18 protein-coding genes and 2 pseudogenes are annotated in these 23382 nt (G+C 59.4%); 6 read left to right on the top strand and 14 right to left on the bottom strand.

Going from position 1 to position 23382, the window contains the following annotated elements; all coding sequences use genetic code 11:
- The first annotated feature begins 8 nt into the window (after positions 1–8).
- Positions 9–1169, top strand: a complete 1161-nt coding sequence (locus tag N2597_RS30225; protein WP_183598129.1) for an amidase family protein — start codon at positions 9–11, stop codon at positions 1167–1169.
- A 29-nt stretch (positions 1170–1198) separates the two neighbouring features.
- Here the strand turns inward: N2597_RS30225 and N2597_RS30220 are convergent, their stop codons facing one another.
- The 3 genes from N2597_RS30220 to N2597_RS30210 all read right to left on the bottom strand — a co-directional run bounded on the left by N2597_RS30220 (position 1199) and on the right by N2597_RS30210 (position 5006).
- On the bottom strand, positions 1199–3193 hold the full coding sequence (locus N2597_RS30220; RefSeq protein ID WP_040111533.1) for a glycosyltransferase: 1995 nt from the start codon (positions 3191–3193) through the stop codon (positions 1199–1201).
- Complete coding sequence (locus N2597_RS30215) at positions 3175–4407, bottom strand: HlyD family secretion protein (protein WP_040141265.1); 1233 nt, start codon at positions 4405–4407, stop codon at positions 3175–3177. Before N2597_RS30215 ends, N2597_RS30220 begins: the two co-directional genes overlap by 19 nt.
- 398 nt (positions 4408–4805) lie before the next feature.
- Positions 4806–5006 carry a hypothetical protein gene (locus N2597_RS30210; protein WP_010041391.1) on the bottom strand — a complete coding sequence of 67 codons (201 nt, stop codon included), beginning with the start codon at positions 5004–5006 and terminating at the stop codon, positions 4806–4808.
- A gap of 521 nt (positions 5007–5527) precedes the next feature.
- Between N2597_RS30210 and N2597_RS30205 the strand changes: the two genes are divergently transcribed.
- Positions 5528–6670, top strand: a complete 1143-nt coding sequence (locus N2597_RS30205) for an AraC family transcriptional regulator (RefSeq protein ID WP_096763557.1) — start codon at positions 5528–5530, stop codon at positions 6668–6670.
- 204 nt (positions 6671–6874) lie between these two features.
- Here N2597_RS30205 and N2597_RS30200 read toward each other — a convergent pair whose 3' ends face one another.
- Positions 6875–8059 (bottom strand): thiolase family protein, encoded by a 1185-nt coding sequence (locus N2597_RS30200; protein WP_183598127.1) that lies wholly within the window; start codon positions 8057–8059, stop codon positions 6875–6877.
- Positions 8060–8588: 529 nt separating this feature from the next.
- Positions 8589–9185: a TetR/AcrR family transcriptional regulator gene (locus N2597_RS30195; RefSeq protein ID WP_183598125.1), complete on the bottom strand. Its 597-nt coding sequence runs from the start codon at positions 9183–9185 to the stop codon at positions 8589–8591.
- A 121-nt stretch (positions 9186–9306) separates the two neighbouring features.
- Between N2597_RS30195 and N2597_RS30190 the strand changes: the two genes are divergently transcribed.
- Positions 9307–10530: an MFS transporter gene (locus tag N2597_RS30190; protein ID WP_183598122.1), complete on the top strand. Its 1224-nt coding sequence runs from the start codon at positions 9307–9309 to the stop codon at positions 10528–10530.
- A 97-nt stretch (positions 10531–10627) separates the two neighbouring features.
- Here N2597_RS30190 and N2597_RS30185 read toward each other — a convergent pair whose 3' ends face one another.
- On the bottom strand, positions 10628–11035 hold the full coding sequence (locus tag N2597_RS30185; RefSeq protein ID WP_096763554.1) for a carboxymuconolactone decarboxylase family protein: 408 nt from the start codon (positions 11033–11035) through the stop codon (positions 10628–10630).
- A 298-nt stretch (positions 11036–11333) separates the two neighbouring features.
- Between N2597_RS30185 and N2597_RS30180 the strand changes: the two genes are divergently transcribed.
- Positions 11334–12263: a TauD/TfdA dioxygenase family protein gene (locus N2597_RS30180; RefSeq protein WP_096763553.1), complete on the top strand. Its 930-nt coding sequence runs from the start codon at positions 11334–11336 to the stop codon at positions 12261–12263.
- A gap of 46 nt (positions 12264–12309) precedes the next feature.
- Here N2597_RS30180 and aspA read toward each other — a convergent pair whose 3' ends face one another.
- From aspA to N2597_RS30150, 6 genes and pseudogenes are all read right to left on the bottom strand, one after another.
- Entirely contained in the window at positions 12310–13737 is a 1428-nt protein-coding gene (gene aspA, locus N2597_RS30175) for an aspartate ammonia-lyase (RefSeq protein ID WP_183598120.1), read from the bottom strand.
- Positions 13738–13836: 99 nt separating this feature from the next.
- Positions 13837–14934, bottom strand: a complete 1098-nt coding sequence (locus tag N2597_RS30170) for an asparaginase (RefSeq protein ID WP_183598118.1) — start codon at positions 14932–14934, stop codon at positions 13837–13839.
- Positions 14935–14996: 62 nt separating this feature from the next.
- Positions 14997–16466, bottom strand: a complete 1470-nt coding sequence (locus tag N2597_RS30165) for an amino acid permease (RefSeq protein ID WP_406549661.1) — start codon at positions 16464–16466, stop codon at positions 14997–14999.
- Positions 16467–16698: 232 nt separating this feature from the next.
- Positions 16699–17406 carry a FadR/GntR family transcriptional regulator gene (locus N2597_RS30160; RefSeq protein ID WP_183598114.1) on the bottom strand — a complete coding sequence of 236 codons (708 nt, stop codon included), beginning with the start codon at positions 17404–17406 and terminating at the stop codon, positions 16699–16701.
- A gap of 51 nt (positions 17407–17457) precedes the next feature.
- Entirely contained in the window at positions 17458–18177 is a 720-nt protein-coding gene (locus tag N2597_RS30155; protein WP_077989771.1) for a FadR/GntR family transcriptional regulator, read from the bottom strand.
- A gap of 72 nt (positions 18178–18249) precedes the next feature.
- Positions 18250–18534 (bottom strand): annotated as a pseudogene (locus N2597_RS30150) (cupin domain-containing protein); the annotation flags it as partial.
- Positions 18535–18537: 3 nt separating this feature from the next.
- On the opposite strand from N2597_RS30150, the pseudogene N2597_RS30145 reads away from it, so the two are divergent.
- A pseudogene (locus N2597_RS30145) lies at positions 18538–18745 on the top strand (ISNCY family transposase); the annotation flags it as partial.
- A 174-nt stretch (positions 18746–18919) separates the two neighbouring features.
- Here N2597_RS30145 and N2597_RS30140 read toward each other — a convergent pair.
- Positions 18920–21874 carry an autotransporter family protein gene (locus tag N2597_RS30140; protein ID WP_183598112.1) on the bottom strand — a complete coding sequence of 985 codons (2955 nt, stop codon included), beginning with the start codon at positions 21872–21874 and terminating at the stop codon, positions 18920–18922.
- 20 nt (positions 21875–21894) lie between these two features.
- Positions 21895–22341 (bottom strand): hypothetical protein, encoded by a 447-nt coding sequence (locus N2597_RS30135; RefSeq protein ID WP_183598110.1) that lies wholly within the window; start codon positions 22339–22341, stop codon positions 21895–21897.
- Positions 22342–22763: 422 nt separating this feature from the next.
- Between N2597_RS30135 and N2597_RS30130 the strand changes: the two genes are divergently transcribed.
- Positions 22764–23021 carry a hypothetical protein gene (locus tag N2597_RS30130; RefSeq protein WP_225881399.1) on the top strand — a complete coding sequence of 86 codons (258 nt, stop codon included), beginning with the start codon at positions 22764–22766 and terminating at the stop codon, positions 23019–23021.
- Positions 23022–23382: the final 361 nt, after the last annotated feature.

Below are 23382 nucleotides of genomic sequence, written 5' to 3'. Positions count from 1 at the left end.
CGGGGCAAATGCAGGATCGGTGGAATGCATTCATGCCCTATCCGGATGCAGATGTCGGGCACGCGGCAACCGGTCCGCTTTCCCACTTGCGCCTGGCGGTCAAGGACCTTTTCGATGTTGCCGGATATCCGACCGCGGCCGGTAGTGCCGCGGTGCTCGCCGCCTCCGGCATCAAGCCATTGACGGCGCCCCTGGTCCAGAAACTTCTCGATGCCGGCGCCTGTTTCGTCGGCAAAACCAAAACGGACGAGCTTGCCTATTCGCTGATCGGCGGCAACATCCATTTCGGGATGCCGATCAATCCACGCGATCCCACCCTCATTCCCGGCGGATCGTCGTCGGGCTCAGCCGTCGCGGTCGCCGCTGACCTTGCGGATATCGGCCTTGGAACCGACACATCCGGCTCCATCCGGCTGCCTGCCGCCGTCAATGGCCTCATCGGCTGGCGGCCGACCCATGGAAGCCTCGACGACAGGGCATTGCGTCCGCTGGCGCCAAGCTTCGATGCGCCGGGCTTCGTGACGAGAAGCCTGGAAGCAATGTCCGAGGTCATGAGCGCCGTCGGCACGCCAGCGGCAAATGACCAACCCCAATCTATTGTCATTGCCGAGGATATCTTCGAAACCATCGACAGCAGCGTCGCCGACAAAATGGTCGCCAGTCTCCGATCGGCGGCCATGCCTATCCGCAGGACAGGTGCGATCTCCTCGTTCAGCCTCGCGGATCTTGCTTTGGCGTTCACCATCATCCTCCAAAGCGAGGCCTGGGAAAGCAATAAAACGCTCGTCGAGCAGGCTCCGGAGGCCATTGCGCCCGACATTGCCGCGCGGCTTTTGTCAGGATCTCGCCTCGACGACGGGCAAGTGCGCGAGGCGCGTGCGATTGCCAAGCACTTTTCCCAAGAGATCGACCGATTGCTCGGCGCAAATCTCGTCCTCGCTCTTCCGACCTTGGCCATGAGCCCGCCAAATCGCGATGCCGAACCGGAAAGTCTTGCCGCATTTCGTTCCGCCTGTATCAAGCTTCTGTGTCTCTCGGGCCTCAGCGGCTGCCCACAGTTGGCCTTTCCAATTGCCAATTGCGCGGGAAACGGTTCGCTTTCCCTATTGGGCGTAAGGAGCGGCGATAGCACGCTTATGAATGTGGCCAGGCGTCTACGCGCTGAGTAAAGACGGCACGAACGCTCTCATGAGCCGCGCTACAACGTGCGCGTTCGCCCGAATGACCGCAACAGCAGATTGATGGAGACGGCAACCTTGTCGATGTCGCGAATGTCCCGCGAATATCGGCCGGTGTAGAGTTTGATAATCATGCTGTCGCGCGCTGCGCCGCTGAGTTCGAAATAGAGGTGCAGGTAATAGGCTTGCTTGTCGCCGCTGCGACTGATGCTACTCCGTCGTTGGGTGACCTGTCGCAGCTCTGCTTGGATCGGGGCGAAGCCGGCGAATTTCAGCGTCACCGATTTGGATTGAAATCTGGCCATGCTGGGGACTGCAACGACCGCCTTGTCCAGTGCCAGGCTGACGATTTGGCCGGGGACATCGTCTACGACAGCGGGTTCATCGAGCTTGAACGCATGAAACAGCCGCCGGGGTTTCTCGAAGCAGATGAGCGACGCGATGAGCAGGACGAGGATATTGATCCCTGACCAGCAGGCCGCAACCGGCGAAAACTGGCCTTGTACATGCGACGTTTCCGGTACGATGTTGAGCAGCAGACCGAGGACGGTGATCGTCATTATGCTTGCGATCCAGGCGAAGCTGTAGCGGTCAAACTGGTTCGCCTCGTTGCCACTGCCCTTTGGCGTCACCCTGAACGGCTTGCCAAACGGTCTCACCAGGCTGGAGACCACGGTCGGCAACATGCGGAATGTCGCAAAGGTCCCGACGGCGCTGGAAACCACCGGCAGATAGCGTGTCGGCGTGATCCACAGCATAAGCAGAAAATACGCCGCCAGCAGCGGCACCTGATGCGAGACATAATCGGCTATATCGGTGAAATAGAGCGGGAGCAGGCCGAACCAGAGATAGACGATGGGGACGAGCAAGATCGTGAAGCGGACCAGATACTGCACCAGCCATGATGCCGGCAGGAACATGATCCGTTGAAAGAGCGTCAATCCCGGGCCGCGCAGAGGGCCGTTGTACAGGTAGAGGGTTTGAATACCCCCCTGACACCACCGTTCGCGCTGCACAAAATAGCCGGTCAGGTTTTCGGCGGCCAGTCCCATCGATAGCCGCTCGTTCAGATAGCGGGTCTTGTAGCCCTTGTTGAGCATCGAAAGAGTGGTCAGCAGGTCTTCCGTGATCGACTCCGTCGGAAATCCGCCTATTGCGTCGATCGCCTTGCGGCGGGCGATCGAGCATGACCCGCAGCAGAAACTGACGTCCCAGGCGTCTCGGCTGGGCGCGATCTCGTCGAAGAACAAGCGCTGCTCGTCCGGCCAGATATTCTCCAGGCCGAGGTTTGATTGCACCGGATCGACATTGAAGAAATGTTGAGGTGTCTGAACGATGCCGATGCTTTCATCGGAAAAGAAGGGCAGCGTCCGGCGAAGGAAATGTCGATAGGGAACAAAATCGGCGTCGAAGATCGCAATAAACTCGCCCGAGCTGACCTTTAGCCCATTGTTCATATTGCCTGCTTTGGCATGGCTGTTGTCGCCGCGCGTGACGTGGATGACGTTCTTTTCCTCGCAATAGGCCTTCAGCCAGTCGCGGCGTTGATCGTCAAGCACATACACATTCAGTTTGTCGGCAGGATAATCCAGCGAGCGGGCACCGATGATGGTTCGCTCGAGCACGTCGAGCGGCTCGTTATAGGTGGGAATGAAAACATCGACGGTCGGCAGCTCACGCTTGTCGCGCGCGAAGAAAACACGGCCGAGCCTGTCCGCTTCGGCGCTCCGGTCGACATAGCGGCTCATCAATATAAGAAAAAGGATGACTTCGAAGCAGGCCAGAACCTCGACGATGAAGAGGATCCAGACCCAGTAGATGCTCGGACCGTCACTGGGATAGGGAAGCACTGTCTCCGTCAAGCGCCAGAACATGTATCGCAATGCGAATGCTGCGACGAACGCGCAGGTCACCGCGCGTGTCCAGCTGTGATCGCGCGACCAATTGAACGGCCCCAGGAAAAAGAAGGCCAAAACGACAAAGGTCGGAACCAGCGCTACAAGATACTGAACCACAGGCTTTTGACCCAGTTGGACAGGTTGATGCCGCGTTTGGAAAACCGTACCTGCACTGTGCGCCCTACCTGGCAGGAGTTGGCAAAGTCGTTATTCATGAAGGATGGATCGAGGCGGACCCGAATGCGGGCATTGCGTTGAGTCGACGGCGGCAAACTGGCGGCAAAGGAATCGGCCTCGACCGAAGCCGAATTGCCTCTGACCGAAATGACCGTGCCCTTGAAGATATCGCTGCGGCCGAACAAGCGCACCTGCGCAACAAGTCCCGGGTAGATCTCGTCGTAATTGACCTCGGGAACAAGGATATCCACAAACAGCTCTCGACAATCGAGGAGGCGCATCAGCTCGTCGTTCAGCACGACGTTCGAACCGCTGACGATACTCCTGGTCCAGACAACGCCATCGAACGGCGCGGTTGCCGTTGCGGATTCAAGGCTGTTGACACGGTCTGCCTCTTTGACCAGCTGTTTTTGAACTTCGGTCGCTCGTGTCTCATTTTCCGCTATGCGCGAGTTCAAGTCGTTGATGCGGACGACAACCTCATCCTCGCGCTGCCGCGAATAGGGCACGTCATTCTGTCCGTCGCCGAAGACAAAGATACCCTGGCGAACCGCATCGAGCCTCTGTTCCAATTGATCGACAGTCAGGTTGCTGATTTCGACCTCGCCGCCGGTCGCAGCCCCGGCTGCCCGCGCGGCATCAACCAGCCTCTGCGTCAGAATGCCCTTAGACTCGAGCTGCACCCGGCGGCTCAGGTCGACCTGCGCGACCAGATCCTGGGCTTGCGACACTTCGACTTTTTTCCTGAGAATTTCGACTTCGCGTTCGAGATTGGCAATGGTGGTCTGCTTGTAGACTTCCAATCTGGCAGACAATTCCTCGCGTAGGGCGGTGAGTTCCTCCCGTTCCTTTTTAAGGGCGGCGACGCGGTCAAGCGCCGTGTTGCGATCTGCCTCGAGCGAAGCGAGGATTGCGCGATTGACACGCGTATTTCTGATTTCTGCGAGGGCTTGTCCCGCTTTGACCGGGCTGCCGGCCTTGAGGGGTTCTTCCGCAATCGTGCCGTCGATTGGGGCATTAACGACAGCAAACCGCGCATTCACCGTGCCATCAAGGCTGGTAAAGCCGGTAATCGTCGGCAATGAGACGACCGCCACGAGTGTCAGCAACAGCAGGCCGACAACGATGCGCGTGATGCGATGGTTCCAGATCATGTTGGCATCCGAAGGTATCGCTTTGCAGCCATCCGTCCCCATCGAGCCGGCACAAACGGATGCAACTCATTCTTGTAATTTAGCGCATCGAAAATTATAGACAAGTGATGGTCGTAAAGCTGCGGCAGAAACGGTTCAGCTCCGGATGAAACGCCGCCGACGGTAGGTCTGGCACCGCATCGATGCGGCGCAGGGAAACATGGTTAAGCCATCGGCGGCGCCGCGACCGACGGGATGGGGTGATGGAAATCACCGCGCGGCGCGACACTGCTGCCATTCTCATCGAGACAGAAACAGCATAATTCCACGATCTTTTCTAATGCGCATCGCATGAAACTTGCTTTATGCGATGCGCATTAGTTAGCCCGGAACCGCCCCTCACTTCCGGGCGACGTGCATTAATGCGGTCGAAGCTTCTTGGTCGCGATCAGCATGACGAGATCTTCGGAGGCATCTGCAAGCTCCAATGCCAATTCCGCAGCCGACCATCCACGTTTCTGCAAGCTGACGAGCATTTCCACCATCGCGACTTCGACTTCTCGTCTGCAGTTCGAAATCGGCTTCAATTCGATTTGTTTCTCATCACATGCAGTGGTCATCTTAGCCTCCGTTCTGCCATGGAAAGGGCAGCGTTACAGAATTCACCAGTGGGTGGATATGGTTAGGGTTGCGCACGCCGGGTCATTACGCATTGACACAGATGACCTCGGCTGCGCGCAACCCTTCGCGCGCTCTCATTGGCCGATGCCGGCCTCAGCAGCGTCTCGCATGAAGGTGAGCAGGGGAACCCGCACGATTGCCGGTGGGAGTTTTCTGGCGCCTGACGATGCTCGCGCAAAGCGCGCACGATTATGGTCCCGATAGTTCACGGCTATCCTCCTCTGCTTGCATATTTTGTTTTGATTAGCGTCATTTCACGGTGACAGTGCTCTGAAACTACATCGCACCGGCAAGTGAGAATTTTGGAATTCCGAACGTCTTTCGGAACTAACCATTGCTTATTTAAATACAGGAGCAGGAGGCAATTGTCGTTATCGCCGCATCCTGAAAATTATCGGTCCGTCCATTTCTGCTCGTTAGGGAATATGATAAGTAGCTTATGCACGTGGTGGAGGAGTGGATGGCTACGGAGTCTGGAGATAAGCCCGCTGCCGGACAGGAATGGCCGGCCCACCTGGAGCGTCGACGCTGGCCGCGTGAACCGTCCCCGCAGAAAGAACATCGGGCGGACGTTCCGCCTGCACTGGTGCCCTTGCGATTTTCGACGCAAGACCTGCCGCCGAAAGAACAGTTCCAGTCCTGGCGCTCACACATGGCGCCGCTAGTCGACGTTCATCTGCCGGACGGAAAATCGGAGGACGACGGTTTTCTTGCGGAACAGACCGGCTGGCATCTCGGCGAAATTCTCATCGTCCAGCAGCGCACGCAGGCCTGCAGCTATATTCGCGATCAGGCCATGCTGCGATCGAGCCCGATCGATCATTGGAACGTCGGCGTACTGCGCAGCGGCCGGGCCTGGACCGAGGCCAATCGGCATGTAACAGAGACCGGCCCGGGTGAGATATTTTTCAGGTCTCTTGGTTATCCCTACCGCGGGCGCATGACCGATTCAGCCGCGGTGCTCGTCTTCCTGCCCTATGAACTGTTGACCCGTGATGCCTCTCTTCTGCAGAACGCCAACAACATCGCCCTTTCCGGCAGCCTGGCCGAATTGCTCGTCAGCTACATCAACGGCCTGGAAGCGAACCTCAGCAATTTGACGGTGGAGGAGGTGCCGCGGATCATACGAACGATCGGCGATATGGTCGTTGCATGCGCTGCCTCGTCCACAAGTTTGGATCGCGGTCAGGAACAGAGCAATATGGGGCTGATGGAGCGGGCGCATCGCTATATTCACCTCAATCTCCATTCAGATAGTTTGACGCCTGACGTCATGTGCCGTGCACTGGGCATCTCGCGGACGCGGCTCTACCAATTGTTCGAAACAAGCGGGGGCGTCTTCAACTACATTCGCAAACGTCGATTGCTGCAGGCCTATGCGGACCTTACCAACCCAACCGACATCAGGCCGATCTCGGAGATTGCCGAGGCCGCCGGCTTCGACGTTGCAGCCAATTTCACGCGCGCCTTCAGCCATGAATTCGGCCTCAGCCCGCGCGAGGTCCGAAAGACCATAGCAACCGAGCACCCGGCCATCCCCGCGACACGTTCCATGCGACGTTTCGGGACAACCATCGGCGATTGGCTGACGCTCGCGCGTTGATGCGGAGACGCACCAATATTGTCGAATATTTTTCAATGCGTTATGCAGCTGCGTTTGCTTAACGCGTTCTAGTTCCATAAGACAGATTACGCCACTTTGACAATTTAAAGTTGCATACCGCAAAGTTGATAATCGTTGCAGCCCCCAGCCGCCAGGCGACGAACTCTGCTGCCGGGGGCAATGTGTCTTTCCGGTTCGAAATGACTATAACGTCTCGAGCGCGAGCGCGATGCCCTGGCCTCCCCCGATGCAGAGCGTGACGACTCCGCGGCGCAGACCTTCCCGCTTCATCGCATGTAGGAGCCGCGTGACGAGGATGGCACCGGTTGCGCCGATTGGATGGCCATGGGCGATGGCGCCGCCCTCGACATTTATGATATCCTCGGGCAGCCCGAGCTCACGGGCGACTGCGATCGGCACGGCGGCGAAGGCTTCGTTGATCTCGATGCGCTCGATGTCGGAAAGGCTCCAGCGCGCTCTTGCCAATGCTTGACGCACCGCAGGAACGGGACCCAACCCAAACATGCCCGGCTCCACGCCGGCGACACCATAGCCCGCTATCCGGCCGATCGGCTTGATGCCTTTTGCCTCGGCGAAGCCGCGCTCGGCGACGATCATCGCCGCAGCGGCGCTGTTCAGCCCCGGCGCGTTGCCGGCGGTGATCGTACCCTCGGGCCGAAAGGCCGGACGCAAGCGGGCAAGCGACTCGACCGTCGTGTCGGGGCGTGGCGCCTCATCGGTTGCGAAGCTTTCCGCACCCTTGCGGCCTTTCACCTCGACCGCGACGATCTCGCCGGCGAACAGGCCAGCATCTCGCGCGGCGGTGAAATTCTGCTGCGACCGGGCAGCGAAGGCGTCCTGATCGGCGCGCGTGATCTGCATCTTCTCGACGAGATCCTCGGTGTGCCAGCCCGAATGCTGTCCGGAAAAGGCATCGTTGAGTCCGTCGGTCAACATGCTGTCGAGGATCTGGGCGGGGCCCATGCGATAGCCCCAGCGGCCCCCATCCATCAGATAGGGCGCGCGATCCATGTTCTCCATTCCGCCGGCAATGGCCACGTCGCTGTCGCCCGCAACAATCTCCAGCGCAGCGGTCAGGATCGCCTGCGCGCCTGAACCGCAGACCCGATTGACGGTCATCGCGGGCACCTCGACGGGTAGTCCGCCGCCGATTGCGGCCTGGCGCGCTGGGTTCATTCGGTTGCCTGCCTGGATGACATTTCCCATGACCATCGTGCCAACCTCGGCTGCTTCGAGGCCGGCGCGCCGCAAGGTTTCCTGAACGACGATCGCGCCAAGTTCAGTGGCCGGAATACCTTTCAGCGTGCCATTATAGGTGCCGATCGCGGTGCGAACCGGATAGCCAATGACGATGTCGCGCGTGCTCATAGTTTTCTCCTGTTTGGATGATGACGCGGTTGGTGCAGCCTTCAGGCGACGACCCTGAGGCGACTTTCATTGGAAGCCCATGGTCCGGGCGTTCTCACCAGATGGAAATTTGTGGCCGTCAGGCTTCGAGGAAAAACAGGGCGTAAAGATTACGATCATAATCATTAATATTAGATGATACCCGTAATCGAAAATGTCAAGCGGATTTCTGTCTGGTTTGCGGACGTGCGAACGTCTTGATGGCCACAAGGTACATCGCAGGTCGTTCCTGCCAACGATGAAGTGAGCAGAAATGAAGGTGACGCGAGACAAGATGGAGTAAAATCGCCAGCCGGTCATCGAGACGGCGGCGCGCCTGCTGCGCGAGTGTAGTTCGAAGGGATCGACCTCGCCGACATTATGAGAAACGCCGACTGACCCATGGCGTTTTTTATCGAAACTTCGCTTCGAAAGATGACTTGGTGATCAATGCCAGCGAACGGGCGATAGCGGGTTCGTTGCCGTGCACCAACGATTCGACAGCGTCAGCTTAGTCAAACTTATTGGCGCGCAGGCCTTCCAAAAAGGTTCGAAAACTCTCTACAGCCCGCTTCGCGATGGCATCCGGATTTTCGGCATTAGCGATCCATTGCGCCGCACTGCTGCTCGCGGCGTTGATCAGGCGAGCACCGGCTTCAGGGTCGATGTCGACGATGACCCCTTCTTGTTTCAAGATCTCGAGACTTTGGGCAACCGCGGCGATGCAGCCGTTTGCATTCGGCCACTGCGATGGATCACCGAGGACGGCCGGCCCATCACGAAACATGATGCGCTGAAGTTCCGGCTCCAGCGCCATTAGGACGTAACCAATATTCTCATCCACGAAGCCCTGCCAGCGCGTCGATGCCATAGAAGAGATCTCGCACAGTCGGGCCGTCATCTCGCTGTCGATCTCGGCTACAACCGCCGCGAACAGTCCCTTCTTGTCGCCGAAGTGATGATAAAGAGCGCCGCGCGTCAGTCCGGCTTCACCTGTAAAGTCGTCCATCGAAGCTTCGGCGTAACCAGAGGCACCAAATGCTCTTCGGCCTGCAGCCAAGAGCTTAGCCCGAGTCTCAGCAATCATTTCATTACGTGACCTGCGCATAGGTCCTCCATCACCAATTCTCATACGCACCGTATGTTAATTGACATACGCCGTGCATTTGATTACACATTTGCATACGTCACGTATGCACGTGGCGTTAGCTCTAACACGGAACACGCCGATGCATAATCCATATGTAGAAATTTTCCGCGCGCCCGGCACCAAAAGCTTTTCCGCTGCAGGTTTCTTCGCCCGCCTTCCAATAGCGATGGCGCCGATCGGTATCGTCGCCATGCTTTCTCAGACTCATGGAGAATATTGGCTCGCCGGCGCTGTCTCCGCGACCTTTGCGCTGACCAACGCCGTGATCTCCCCGCAGATTTCGCGGCAGGTGGATCAGCTGGGCCAACGGGCCGTCCTGATCCCCACCACCGTCATCTCGGTGCTAGCATTCGGGACGCTGATCGCGGCCGCAAACCAGGATTGGCCTTCGTGGACGCTGTTCCTCTCGGCACTCTTTGCTGCAACAATGCCCAGTATTCCAGCAATGCTGCGTGCCCGCTGGACAGAGATCTTTCGCGACAGACCTGAGCTTAATACAGCCTTCGCCTTTGAATCCGCTGCGGACGAACTTGTCTATATCGCTGGCGCGTCGCTTTCTGTCGGCCTGGCCGTCTCGCTGTTTCCGGAGGCGGGCATGATCGTGAGTACTCTCTTCATGGCGCTCGGCAGTTTTGCCTTTCTCGTGCAGCGGTCAACAGAACCGAAAGTGCGCCCGGTCGACATGGGCACCAACCATCGGTCGGCAATCTGGTTGCGCCCGGTCCAGATTATCACGCTCGCGTTGGTCTTTGTCGGCTCTACCTTCGCCACGGCTGAGGTCAGCGCTGTTGCAATTACCAAAGAGCTCGGACGGCCTGAAGCTGCCAGCCTCGTCATCGGCGTTTATGCCATTGGCTCTTTCATGGTTGGCCTCATAATCGGAGCAATAAACCCCAAGCTGGCCCTCCAGCGCCAACTGCTAATCGCTGTCGGCGTGCTTGCGCTCACCGCTCTACCACTTCTTGTCGCCAGCAGTTCTGTCTGGTTCCTCGCCTTCGCAGTCTTCGTGAGCGGCATCGCCATCTCACCCGTCTTCATCACCGCCTTCGGGCTCATCGAGCGCCGCGTGCCGGAATCGATGCTGACGGAAGGTGTGACCTGGGTTATGACCGGCATTGGGATCGGCATGGCGCTCGGCGCCTTCGTCTCCGGCTGGGTGGTCGACACTTACGGCCCGAGCAATGGTTTTTGGGTTTCGGTCGCAGCCAGCTTGTCTGCAGTACTGATCGTAGGCATGGGGCAGCAGAGTCTCACTGGAGACCGAGCAGTGGCGCCGCTCCCGCTCAGGCAACCTGCAGAGTGATACAACCGAGTTCCCCATCTTCGCTTTCGTTCGCCGCGGGTGGAAGTACGCCTGGCGGCGAGCAGTCGCACGCCTTGATGCGAATCGTCCGTTGTTCCTATCGCACCTCGAATTCCGGATCGGGCGGAACCTGCATGGCGAGAGCCAGATGGTTTGTCTGCGCGGCAAGCCCGATGATCGTTAGGAGTTCGCCATGCTGGGCATCGCTCATCCCCCGCGCTCGGGCGGCTGCGGTGTGGGATTGAATGCAGTACTGGCAGGCATTGGCCGTCGATACCGCTATGTAGATCATCTCGCGCGTCAACGGATCGATGGCGCCTTCGACCGTCATGACCGATTTGAGCGTCTCCCATACGCGCTTGAGGTTTGCGGGGTCGTTTGCCAGGGCACGCCAGAAATTGTTGATGAAATCGGTCTTGCGTGTCGCCCTGATGTCGTCGAACACGGCTTGCACGGCCGGAATGGCTGCGGCCTCTTGATCCGACAGAAGTTTCACTGTTGCCATCGAAAGTTCCTTTCCGGGCGCCGACCTACGGCCTCAAACATGATGTTGCTCGGCGATCCCGCGCCGCCGGCGGAAGATACGGAGAAACGGCAATGGCCGCCAGCCTCCCGCCAGGCGAGGAAATCGAAGCGGCTGTTTCACGAAAATAGGCAAAATTAGAAATTATTGTCTACAGATTTTGTAGATTATGCGGTTCCATAGCCCTGTCGACTTCAGCGCTGAGATTTTGAACGCCCAATGGATGCATCCTTGGGTGCATGTGACCTGCCGACTTCTTCCAAATCAACAGGAGATTTCCATGAGCAATCCGGTTCTCGTCAATCAGATCATTCCCGAGTCCGATATCGTCCCGCTGACCGGCCGTGTTGGTGCCGAAATCAAGGGTATCCGCCTTGGCGGAGAGCTTTCGGATGCAACGGTGGCAGCCATCAACCAGCTTCTGCTGAAGCACAAGGTCATCTTCTTCCGCGATCAGGGACATCTTGACGATTCCGAACAGGAAGCTTTCGCGCGCCGCCTCGGCGATCTCGTGCCGCATCCAACCCAGGGGCCGGTGTCTGGCACCGCTTCCATCCTCAATCTCGATTCCAGCCGCGGCGGCGGCAGAGCCGACCAGTGGCACACCGACGTCACCTTCGTCGACGCCTATCCCAAATTCTCCGTGCTTCGCGGCGTCGTCATTCCGGCGGCCGGCGGCGACACGATCTGGTCCAACACCCATGCCGCATATGAAAGCCTGCCGGCGCCGCTGAAACTGCTGGCGGACAATTTATGGGCCATTCACAGCAATGCCTATGACTATGCTGCCGTGCGCCCTCGCGCCACCGCCGAGGAGAAGAAGCATTTCGAGGAGGTTTTCACCTCGACCATCTACGAGACCGAGCATCCGGTCGTGCGTGTCCATCCGGAAACCGGCGAAAGATCGCTGTTGCTCGGCAACTTCGTTCAGCGCCTTGTCGGCCTGTCGAAGAGCGACTCCGTAAAACTCTACGAAGTGTTCCAGTCCTACGTCACCGCTCCGGAAAATACCGTGCGCTGGCGCTGGAGAGCCGGCGACGTGGCGATCTGGGACAATCGCGCCACCCAGCACTATGCCGTCAACGATTATGGCGACCAGCACCGGGTCGTGCGCCGCGCCACCGTCGATGGTGACGTTCCCGTCAGCATCGACGGCCGCCGCAGCGTAACCCACGTCAAGGCTGCCAAGCCGCAAGCAAAGGCGGCGTGATCGCGCACATATGAGTGTCGCCCGGAAGCAAAATGCGCCGCATGCCTTACGAGAAGGACAGCTTCTCGCTCGGCCGGGTCAGCGTTTCCGGGCGCAGCACCGCATCGAGATGCTCCTTCTGCATCAGGCCGCGTTCGAGAAGGATTTCGTAGACCCCTCGTCCCGAATGATGCGCTTCCAGCGCAACCTCGGTGGCGTTGCGATAGCCGATATAGGGGTTCAATGCCGTCACGATGCCGATCGATTGCTCGACCATGTGCCGCAGCCTTTCGCGGTTGGCGGTAATGCCTCGAATGCAATTCGCCTCGAGCGTCAGGCAGGCATTGGTCAGATGGCTCAGGCTGCGATAGAGGCTGTAGAAGATCACCGGCTCGAAGGCGTTCAGCTGCAACTGGCCGGCCTCCGCCGCCATGGTGATCGTCACGTCATTGCCGATCACTTCGAAGGCGACCTGGTTGACGACCTCCGGGATAACAGGATTGACCTTGCCGGGCATGATCGAGGAGCCGGCCTGGCGCGCCGGCAGATTGATCTCGTTGAAGCCGGCGCGCGGCCCCGAGGACAGCAGCCGCAGATCGTTGCAGGTCTTGGAAAGCTTGACCGCCACACGCTTGAGAACGCCCGAAAGCTGCACGAAGGAGCCGCAATCCTGCGTCGCCTCCACCAGATCAGGTGACGTCACCAGATCGACGCCGACGATTTCGGACAGGCGCTCGCGCACCAGCGCCGCATAGCGAGGATGGGCGGTGATGCCGGTGCCGATCGCAGTCGCGCCGAGATTGATCTCGCGGATCAGCGAGACCGCTTCGGAAAGCCGCGCCTCGTCCTCCTCCAGCATCAGCGCATAGGTTCCGAACTCCTGGCCGAGGGTCATCGGCACGGCGTCCTGCAGCTGCGTGCGGCCCATCTTCAGGACGTCGGCGAACTCCACCGCCTTGGCCTCGAACGAGCGGCGCAGGATCGCCATGGCGTCGACCAGACGATGAACGCCGATCCATGCGGCGAGCTTCAGCGCCGTCGGATAGACGTCATTAGTGGATTGCGAGAGGTTGACGTGCTCGTTCGGATGCAGGTGCTGGTAGTCGCCGCGGCGATGCCCCATGATTTCCAGGGCCCTGTTGGCAATCACCTCATTGGCGTTCATGTTGGTCGAGGTTCCCGCACCGCCCTGGATCAGATCGACGACGAAATGGTCGTGCAGCGCCCCGTCGCGGATTTCGATGCAGGCAGCGATGATGGCGTCGGCCCGCTCCTGATCCAGCAGGCCGAGGCTAAAATTGGCCTGAGCCGCCGCCTGCTTGATCGCCGCCAGGGATGCGATCAGATCCGCCGATTCCTTCAGCGTCTGGCCGGTAATCGGAAAATTCTCGACCGCGCGCAGCGTATGCACGCCGTAATAGGCCGAGGCCGGTACGTCGCGATCGCCGATCAGGTCGTGCTCAACGCGGATAGTCGTCATTTCGGATGTTGTCATGGCAGTAACTTTCGAGTGGGGCGCTGTTGGATGTAATGCGACGGCAGGCTGAAGAAGACAATGGCTGGAGACGCGGCAGAATAGCCGCGTCCGAAGACGTCATGGTGCCACGGCGGCAAGGCGAGGATCGTCGCCGTCCGGCTTCGATCCGCGCAGCTTGAACGGAAAAGACACGGCGCCTGTCGTAACACCCATCGTGTTCACGCGCCGGGGATGATGGAACGGCGCGAGCCGGCTGCGGATCTCAGGCGAACCGATGCCGAGCCGCTCGAGGAGCTCCGTTACGACGGCGTAAAGGATTTCAAGATTGCCGTCCTCGATCTTGACCGAGATGCCGAGCGCACCGTCCGCTCCCAATTGCTTGGTTGCGCCCGAAGCCCGCACGCCGATCGCATAGCTGGCATCGGCCCCGAGCTTGCCGACGAGGGCGCCGTCGAATGCGCGCATCAGCACCGTGCAGTAGCGCCCCTCGCCCGCGACCATGTCAGGATGACGCGCCATTGCCTGGAAGATGTGGGCGAGCGCCGCGCCGCGCGTCGACTGCCCCTCACCCGCATCGCTCCCATCTGCTGCCGAGGCAAGCTTGGCATAGATGCGCGCCAGGCGATCCAGGGGAAAAGCGGGGGTCGGGAGATTGCATCCGTCGGTTCCCCATTCGACGTCCCCGGCATCCAGATCGCAGAGTTCGGCGACGGTGCGCTTGACCCTCCCCTGCATCGGATGATCCGGCAGGTGGTAGCCTTCCATGCCGGCTCCGATCGCCCGGGCGCCGGCAAGCATGCCGACGTGCTTGCCCGAACAATTGCTGCAGACTGCCGTCGGGATAAAGTCCTGCTTGATCCAGACGCGGTTGACCGTTTCCGACAGCGAAGGATGGCCGCCGCAGCGAAGGTCGGCCTCCTCGGCCTTGATCTTCGACAGCATGGTTCGCGTGCGCGCGATATGCCGCTCTTCGCTGCTGTGGGACGCGCACATCAGCGCAATATCCGCATCATCGAAGCCGAAACGCTCGACACCCTCCGTCTCCAGGATGGCAAGCGCCTGGGCCGGCTTGGCGGCGGAGCGGGCAAGCGTCAGGCGCGCCGGATTTCCGAGCGTGTAGAGCAGCCTGCCCTTGGCATCGACGACCGCCGCGTGGACGCGGTGCCTGTTCTCGACGATCCCGCCACGATCGGTGACGACGAAATCCTCACTCATGTCTCTCTCCATTCATGCCGCACCCCGGCGGCGACTGCGCCGCCGGAGAAAGCTTGGGTGTATCAGGCGAGATCGAAACCGCCGCGATCCTCGCCCTGTTCGGCGGCGAGCATGTGGATGCGCTCACGCATCAAGAGCCAGCCGACCACCAGCGCCGGAATGATCAGGGCCAGAGAAGCGACCGTGTAGGTTCCAACCGGATAGTCGAGAGCCATCAGGATCACGACGACGGCGAGGAAGCCCAGGGTCAGCAGGCCGGTATAGGGCGCGCCGAACATCCGGAATTCAGGCCGTGCCAGCTTGCCTTGCCGCGACAGCTGCCACAGCTTGAGCTGGCAGAGCACGATCACGCCCCATGCCGCGATGATGCCGAGGGCGGCGACATTCAGGCCGATCTCGAAGGCTTCTGCCGGAACGACGGCGTTCAGGACGACGCCGAAGGCGGTCACGACAGCCGTCACCGCAATGCCGACATAGGGCACGCCGGAGCGGTTCATCTTCGCCAGCGCCGCCGGCGCCGAGCCGGAAACGGCCATGGAATGCAGGATGCGGCCCGTCGAATAGAGGCCGGCGTTGAGCGACGACAGGACGGCGGTCAGCACGACGAGGTTCATGACGACGTCGGCACCCTGGATGCCGATCTTGCCGAAGAAGGTGACGAACGGGCTCTCGCCGCCCTTATAGGCGGTGTAGGGCAGCAGCAGCGACAGCAGCAGGACCGAGCCGACATAGAAGACCACCAGGCGCACAACGACCGTGCGGATCGCCCGCGGCATGACCTTGCGGGCATTTTCGGTTTCACCGGCGGCCGTGCCGATCAGCTCGATCGAGGCATAGGCGAAAACCACGCCCTGTATCACCACCAGCGCCGGCAGGACGCTGTTCGGGAACATGCCGCCGAAATCGGTGATCGTGTTCACGCCCGGAACATGGCCGTCGATTGGCGTGCCGGTGACGACAAAGTAAACGCCGACGACCAGGAAGATGAGGAGGGCGAGGACCTTGACGAGGCTGAACCAGAACTCCAGTTCGCCGAAGACCTTCACCGACAGAAGGTTCATCGAGAGGACGAGGACTAGCGCCGCGAACGCGAACACCCACTGGTCGATCATGGCGATCCACGGGACATAGGCCTTGAAGAAATTCATGTAGAGGGCGACCGCAGTGACGTCGGCGACCGCCGTCATCGCCCAGGTCAGCCAATACATCCAGCCGACTGCGAAGGCGAGCTTTTCGCCGTAAAATTCCCGGGCATAGGAGACGAACGAGCCCGAGGTCGGGCGATGGACGATCAGTTCGCCGAGGGCTCTTAGAACGAGGAAGGCGAAAAAGCCGCACAAGGCATAGACCAGCACAAGTGCTGGACCGGCAGCGGCAAGCCGGCCGCCGGCGCCGAGAAACAGCCCCGTGCCGATGGCGCCGCCGATGGCGATCATCTGGATCTGCCGCGGCTTCAGCGCCTTTTGATAACCGAGCTCCTCCTCGACAAAGACCTGGCCATCAGAGCTTCTGTTGGATTGCATGACTGTCACTTCTCCTCCCTATCCGCGGTCGGCAACCTCCAGGCCGCTCCTCCGCGAGATGCCATAAAGATGTTAATCTGCTATGCGGTCTGACAGGTTTGGCGATTAAAAGGAAAACTACCCTTCAGTCAAGGATTTTCCTGCTGCTATCTCAGGATGCATATCCACCGCCTGTGGAAAGCCAGTCTTTGGCGGCTGGATGACGTCGCTTCTTTACGCTTTCGTTCAAGGCGCGACAGACTTAGCGCGGCTCGGCGCCGATGATGCGGCTGACCGCCGCCTCGACCTTCTTGAGATGAATTTCCAGCGCCGCCTCGGCCTCGGCCTCCGCGCCTTTGCGGATGGCTTCGACGATGGCGCGATGCTCTTCGTTCGATTCCTCACGCCGTGGGCCAAACGCAGTCAGCAGGCCGGATTGCTGCGCCATCGCCTCGCGGACGTCATCGACAATGTCGCGGAAGACGGCATTCTTCGATGCCTCGGCGATCAGCCCGTGAAAATCCGAATCGAGGCGCACCCAGGCCCCGGTATCTTCTTCCTGCTCCATCCGGTCGCACAGCTGAAGCAACCGGGACAGCTCATCGTCAGTTCGGCGTAGCGCCGCCCAGCCGGCAGCCGATACCTCGACGAAGGCGCGCGCCTCCATCAGATCCCGCGCCGAATAATCACCGTAACGGATATCTCCGTCGCCGGCGGCGGCGAGCACATAGGTTCCGCTCCCGGTCCGCGTCTCCGTCAGTCCCAAAATCTGCAGCGAGCGTAGCGCTTCCCGCACGATCGGGCGGCTCACGCCGTATTTTGCGGCGAGCTTCGCTTCCGACGGCAGCTTGGAGCCGGCGGCAAAGCGGCCGGAAAGAATGAGATTGCGCAACTCCTCGAAGACCAGTTCCGAGGCACTTTTTCGGCTGAGGATCGCGGAGTCGGATAGCCAGTTTTCTAGATCGTTCATCGCTTTGCATTCGATCGGCAGCGCAGCCGGATCTCCGGATGCAAATTGAAATCATACCTTCAGCGCGGATCGCTTTTCATCGGCAATCCCGATGATGGACCGTTTTACCTCCAGCAGGTGTTCCGCCATGGCGGCGCGCGCATCCGCCTCGCTGCCTGCGGCGATCGCCTCCAGAATCCGGCGGTGCTCGGCGTTGGAGGCTTTGCGCCGGCCGCGAACATGCTCCACCAGTTCCGACTGCGTCGAAAGTGCCCCGCGGACATCGGCGACGACTTTCCGGAAGATCGCATTTCCCGAGGCTTCGGCGATTTCGCCATGAAACTCCGCGTCCATCCGCACCCATGTCTGGACGTCCTCCTCGTCGTCCATCCGGTCGCACAAGGATGAGAGCGACGCCAGCTGTGCGTGCGAGCGCCGCAGTGCGGCCCATCCGGCAGCCGGGATCTCGATGCAGGGGCGCGCCTCCATGAGATCGCGGGCGGAATAGGCGCCGCCGCCGAGCTGCCGCGCCGGGCTCTCCGAAACGACGAAAGTGCCCCGCCCCGTCCTGGTTTGCGTGAACCCCAGCGTCTGCAGCGAGCGAAGCGCCTCACGCACGATGGCCCGGCTGATGCCGTAGCGTTCGGCGAGCTGCACCTCCGAGGGAAGACGGGTGCCGAGAGCCAGTTTCCGATCGATAATGGCCGTGCGGACATCTTCGAAGACCGCTTGGGCAGCGTTTCTCCGGCTTATCTCTTTCTTCTCCGACAGCCATGAATCCATATCCTGCATCGAGGGACGATGCGGGCATTCGAAAGAGCTGTCAAGCAACCGGACAGGTGTGCGATATTGCCTACCAGAGCTTCATATGTTGACATCCTTGTAGAGGAGGTAACGGAAGCGGCCGGGGCCACCGGCGTAGCAGGCCTGCGGGCAGAAGGCGCGCACCCACATGAAATCGCCGGCCTCGACCTCCACCCAGTCCTAGTTGAGGCGATAGACGGCCTTGCCTTCCACCACATAGAGGCCATGCTCCATGACATGGGTTTCCATGAAGGGGATCACCGCGCCCGGCTCCAGCATGACGATATTGACGTGCATGTCGAAGCGCACATCCGCAGGGTCGTTGAAGCGGGTGGTGCCCCAGCGACGGCGATCACCGAGAACAAGCGGCTCAGCGACGTTCTGGCTTTATCAAGGAGCGCCAGGAGCAACAGTCAAGTCCAGTGGTGAAGACCAACAGCGAGAAGAGCGGCTATGTGCGACGGGCTCATGGTCCGGGACGAGGGAGGATTTCATGACCAATCCGGCGACGATCGAACGCCTTAAAGCAGCGCTTGCAAAGCTTGATGCTGCCGACCCCACGCCAATCTGTTCCACGTTTCCCCGCCACGCCTCTCCTCTCACCATCATCGAATGTTGCGCTCAACGGCGAATGAACCTGTGGACAAAAAACGCTGGGGCTTAACCACCGATGGGCGGTTTCACCATAGATCCGTGGCCGTCAGGTTCACAGTTCCGTCGGGACATGTCCTTAGAACTTCACCCGGAACCCGGCAGTCCCAGTGAGGCTGTAGCTGTCCGCGAAGTTGGACAGGCTGGTGTTGATGGAAACCTCGCCATACAGGGAATATTTGTCGTCATTCCAGTTATAGCTGCCGCCCGCGCCGATACCACCCCAGGTGCGGTCGCTCTCGTTGGCAAAGCCCACGCCTGATACGCCAACCTCCGTCCCGTCAAGGAACTCGTAATAAAGATTGGCAATGCCATAAAGAAGCGCGCGGGTCGTCGTTCCTGAAGCGCCCTCCCAAGTATTTTCATAATCCGCCGAAAGTCCAAGACGGCCCTTCAGGCTTTCGCCTCTCCCGAGAGAAACATTGGCACCGAAGGGATCCGTGAAGTTATCAAAATCGACATTGGAATATGCGAGCTGAGCTTGCGGGGTAAGCGTCCAGCTCTGGTTCAACGCAAATCTTTCACCGGTTTCCAAGCTGAAGGCGTAGCCGAAACCGCCATTCCCTCTCGAGAGCCCACCCAGGAAGTCGGAAGACAGGTCACTATCATACCATGTCGCCTGCGCCTGCCCGTCAAGATAGAAACCATTCTGGCCATACCAGGTCAGCGTAGCGCCAACGCCATAGCCGTCGGTATTGACCGTGCCATCGCCGAAGACGGAGGACACATCTGCGGACGCTTTGCCGTACTGAGCCGTGATGCCTCCCATGAGTGTGCCGCTGCCGCTTTCGTAAAGCTGCTTATCCAAGCCGCCTTGGAACTTCCATGTATCCAAATCGTAATCAGCGGAACTCGTTGACGTTCTCGGGTCAAAGCTTTGATGTGCGCCTTCGACGCGTGCCCACACGCCGCCTTCCTCGACGAGGGTCGGTCCGCCCTCAGACGGCTGCGGGGCCGGCTCGATCGTTCCAGGGCCGTCACCCTGGGACAGCGTTCCGTTGCCAGCTCCTGACCAATAGCGGTTCCCAAGACGCTGTTGCAGCGTTGGCAGCCCGTTCAGGCCTAGCAATGTCTGCGCGTAGGCCTCATAAACGGGAACACCGGGTTGGTAGAGCGGCGATGATGCGGCGTCAGCCGCATCGCCTAAAGCGGAACGCAGATACCAATCACCATCGTTTGGCGTTGCGATGCCATTCTTGTATAGGCGGTAGGCATAGGCGCCGCCGACAACGGCTTCTTCGCCCTGAAAGAGATAGTCTCCGTCAAGGGCAAAGCTGCCGGCGGAAGAGCCAGCAACATCGATCACCCGTATCCCTTCCACAGTCAGCGCTCCCTTGCCGCCAACATTGTTCACGACAAGCGTCGTCAATCCTGACGTGTTACCCGCAACGACAAGCCGGTCGGTCGTTGACGCGTCATCGCCCAGCGCCGTATTCAATCGTAAAGTGCCACCCGCGCCCACGTAGTTACCGCTGACAGTCAGTGTTGCTCCCGGGGCGCCTCCCACAATGACCGATCCGGCATTGGTGAGCACGCTAAGGGTCTGATCGAATCCGGCCGCATCGAGGGTCCCGCCAGCAAGCACAGAAGTCGACGAAGTGGAGCTAAAGGCGTTCGTGGTCCCAGCCGCGAGCGTTCCAGCCTCGACCGTCGTTGCACCTGAATACGTATTCTGTGCGGTCAGAATTGTCGTTCCTCCGCCGATCTGCCTGACGTTACCCAAGCCGGATATCACGCCGTCGAAATTCATGCTGTCCGAGCGATTGAATGCAAGTGAACCGTCGTTGGCAACATCTCCGACAATAGAGCCCGACGTGCCGCCATTGCCGAGCTGCAGTGTCCCGGCGTTGATGGTGGTTCCGCCAGTGTAGGTATTGTTGCCGGCGAGGACCGTGGTGCCCGAACCGTTCTGTTCCACGGCACCCGAACCGGAAATAATCCCGGGCACTAAAAAAGCGTCCGAGCGGTTGAACGCGAGGAGACTGTTGTTCAACACATTGCCAGAGATCGAGCCGCTCGTTCCGCCGTTTCCAAGCTGGAGGGTGCCTGCTGAGATCACGGTACCACCAGCATAATCGCTGTTGCCCGTCAGGACCAGAGACCCTGATCCCGTCTTCGTAAGTCCGCCGGGCCCGGTTATACCCTGTGCCAAGGTCGAATCGAAGGCCTGTGTATTAATCGTGCCGCCCCCGACATTCAAAGTCACTGCGCGACTGGCCGATAAGTCGAAACTGCTGTTGAGTTGCAAGGTGCCGCCATTGAAACTGACACCGCCCGTCGAAGCACCCAGCGCATTGTCGGCGCCGACCGCGACAACGCCGCCATTGATAAAGGTTCCTCCGGAATAGGTATTGCCCGCCGCGACCGAGGGATCGAGCGTAAGGGTGCCCGCTCCGGTCTTTTCGACGGCACCGGTTCCGACGATCTGACCGACATAGGTGCCATTATCGGGCTGAGTAAACCGGACAAGGCCGTTATTGGTGATGTTGGCGATATTGTTTGCGGGAACAAGCTGCGTCGGGAGAGCCTGCGCACGCGCTTCCAATATGCCGGCAGGATCGATGATAACCTGCCCGGTATAGTTGCTGTTCGTCCCCGTCAGGACAAGCGTGCCGTTCTGAACCGTAGCGACGGTGACGCCGGTAATGGTACCTGTCAGCGTCCACCTTCCGAGATCGTTTTTAACGAGGCTTTCAAACCCGGTGAAGTTGCCGGCCATGGACGATTGCCCATCGCCGCTGAGGAAGATCGCATCAGTCCCGCCGCCGCCGGTAAAATTGCCAGTGACACTCGATCCGGTATAGAGACGCAAGATATCATTGCCATTGGCTAGATTGATACTGCCTCGAATTATGCCTTTGTTGGTGAAGTCGAGCGCTCCGGCGCCCGATCCACCGATGACGGTGCTGGTTGTTCCGTTGCCCGCTTCGATAATTCCGGTTTCATTGTTGATGACCGTGTTCAGGCCGGACGTGTTCTGCGACCAGATAGCGACAGCATTGTTCGCATCGATTAGGCCATTGTTGGTAAGCACATTGCCGGTGCCCTGGAAATTTACGGCTTCCGCACTGTTCTGCGACCCGAGGGCAAGTAGCTGCCCCCCTGCTCAATCGTCACCGTACCATTGTTGTTGACCTCAATGGCGTTCCCACCCGTGTTGTAATTGCCAAGGGTGGAGACTGCCGTCGCGCTAACAAGGCCCCCACCGGAAATGGTGATCACCGCGCCGTTGCGCAGGCTGATACCATTCATGTCGCCGACTGCAATCTGCGCACCGGCTCCAACATTCACGGTGATGTTGTCTCCAGCAGCAGAATTGCCGGCGCCGACCGTGGTTGTATAAGGATTGGGAGCAGTCGTGTCGCAGCTGATGACACCCCCAAAGGTGACGCAATCGGCAAACGCCATCGCCGGCGCCAGGAATGAGCCTCCGATGAATACGGCAGCGCAGATCGACAAACGGGAGGTGCACGAAGCAAAGGCGGAATGAAGTTCCTGCATTCATTATCTCCAAATCTTTTCCACCTCCTTAAACTAGAACGGGCAAAATGCCTGTGTTCGATCGGCAACAAAGAAAAAAATTAAAACCATCACGGGCACATATGCAGGTTTAACGATCACAGGTGGGCGTCTGGCAAGGCAGTTCAGGATGTGGATCAAAAACGCGCTCCGTTCTGCAGGCCTGGAACGCTTCGAAAAACCTGACGGCGACGCTTATGGGCGGCGACGGCAGAGGCAACGAAGCGTCTGGTTTTTGAAATGCTCGAGCCACATTCGAACGCACAAGACAGACCGCTTCCTGCTCATCCGAATATTTAGTTTTCCAGCAGATTTGGCCCACGATGGGTCTTCAGTAGCTGTTTCTCCGGGCGCTGCTGCGTGGAGGTCGGTTGTCCCTTCGCCCCAAATTGAAGAAGGACAGCATGTCTTCCAATCTCAACATCTCCGTGCGGAGCTCTGACCTGACTGTATTCCAAGGCGTCCTCGACGACGCCGGATACGATTCCACAAGTAGCCTCGCAGATCCGAAACATTACAACATCGCCGTCAGACTGCTGTTCAAGCTTTATCGCGACGGAATGACCTCGCCCGCCGCCCTTTCTATCGAACTCAGCCGGCACTTCGGAAAAACACCACTGCCCTCGAAATCATCCGCGGAGTTCGAAAAAATCGCAAACTGATACAGGGGGTCCGTTCAGCCGTTATAGTCAAGTCGCCCACCGGCGCCTGAACAGACACTTGGTGAGTTACTTTTCGTGGAAAAGAACAGCTTCCTGTCGGCACGCGCGAGTTTGACAGATCGGCATGACTGAACGTCGCCGCTGTCTGGAGCTCGACTCGGATCGCGGGCGAATTCTATCCGCTCGCTTGACCGGCTGCCGGTTCTTCCTTCGCTTTGGGCTCAGGGCCAAACCGACGCTGGTCAAACGTTACGGAATCCATCGTATCATGGCCGCGCGATGATTGGGTGCAACAGCGACCGTCTCTCTACTGACGGCCGATTTGATATGCCTCTCCCTCTCACGGATCAGCGAAAAGAGG

Origin of the sequence: Rhizobium sophoriradicis (assembly GCF_025200795.1) — a bacterium.
In the GTDB taxonomy this organism is placed as follows: domain Bacteria; phylum Pseudomonadota; class Alphaproteobacteria; order Rhizobiales; family Rhizobiaceae; genus Rhizobium; species Rhizobium sophoriradicis.
The sequence above is the reverse complement of the archived record's forward strand: the minus strand, read 5'-3'. Positions and strand labels throughout refer to the sequence as shown.

Bases quoted from the DNA above. Each gene is read 5' to 3' on its own strand.
- N2597_RS30190 (WP_183598122.1), top strand. From the start codon at position 9,307: ATGCATAATCCATATGTAGAAATTTTCCGCGCGCCCGGCACCAAAAGC.
- N2597_RS30135 (WP_183598110.1), bottom strand. From the start codon at position 22,341: ATGCAGGAACTTCATTCCGCCTTTGCTTCGTGCACCTCCCGTTTGTCG.
- N2597_RS30225 (WP_183598129.1), top strand. From the start codon at position 9: ATGCAGGATCGGTGGAATGCATTCATGCCCTATCCGGATGCAGATGTC.
- N2597_RS30210 (WP_010041391.1), bottom strand. From the start codon at position 5,006: ATGACCACTGCATGTGATGAGAAACAAATCGAATTGAAGCCGATTTCG.
- N2597_RS30215 (WP_040141265.1), bottom strand. From the start codon at position 4,407: ATGATCTGGAACCATCGCATCACGCGCATCGTTGTCGGCCTGCTGTTG.
- N2597_RS30155 (WP_077989771.1), bottom strand. From the start codon at position 18,177: ATGCAGGATATGGATTCATGGCTGTCGGAGAAGAAAGAGATAAGCCGG.
- N2597_RS30180 (WP_096763553.1), top strand. From the start codon at position 11,334: ATGAGCAATCCGGTTCTCGTCAATCAGATCATTCCCGAGTCCGATATC.
- N2597_RS30200 (WP_183598127.1), bottom strand. From the start codon at position 8,059: ATGAGCACGCGCGACATCGTCATTGGCTATCCGGTTCGCACCGCGATC.
- N2597_RS30185 (WP_096763554.1), bottom strand. From the start codon at position 11,035: ATGGCAACAGTGAAACTTCTGTCGGATCAAGAGGCCGCAGCCATTCCG.
- N2597_RS30160 (WP_183598114.1), bottom strand. From the start codon at position 17,406: ATGAACGATCTAGAAAACTGGCTATCCGACTCCGCGATCCTCAGCCGA.
- N2597_RS30130 (WP_225881399.1), top strand. From the start codon at position 22,764: ATGTCTTCCAATCTCAACATCTCCGTGCGGAGCTCTGACCTGACTGTA.
- N2597_RS30205 (WP_096763557.1), top strand. From the start codon at position 5,528: ATGGCTACGGAGTCTGGAGATAAGCCCGCTGCCGGACAGGAATGGCCG.
- N2597_RS30170 (WP_183598118.1), bottom strand. From the start codon at position 14,934: ATGAGTGAGGATTTCGTCGTCACCGATCGTGGCGGGATCGTCGAGAAC.
- N2597_RS30195 (WP_183598125.1), bottom strand. From the start codon at position 9,185: ATGCGCAGGTCACGTAATGAAATGATTGCTGAGACTCGGGCTAAGCTC.
- aspA (WP_183598120.1), bottom strand. From the start codon at position 13,737: ATGACAACATCCGAAATGACGACTATCCGCGTTGAGCACGACCTGATC.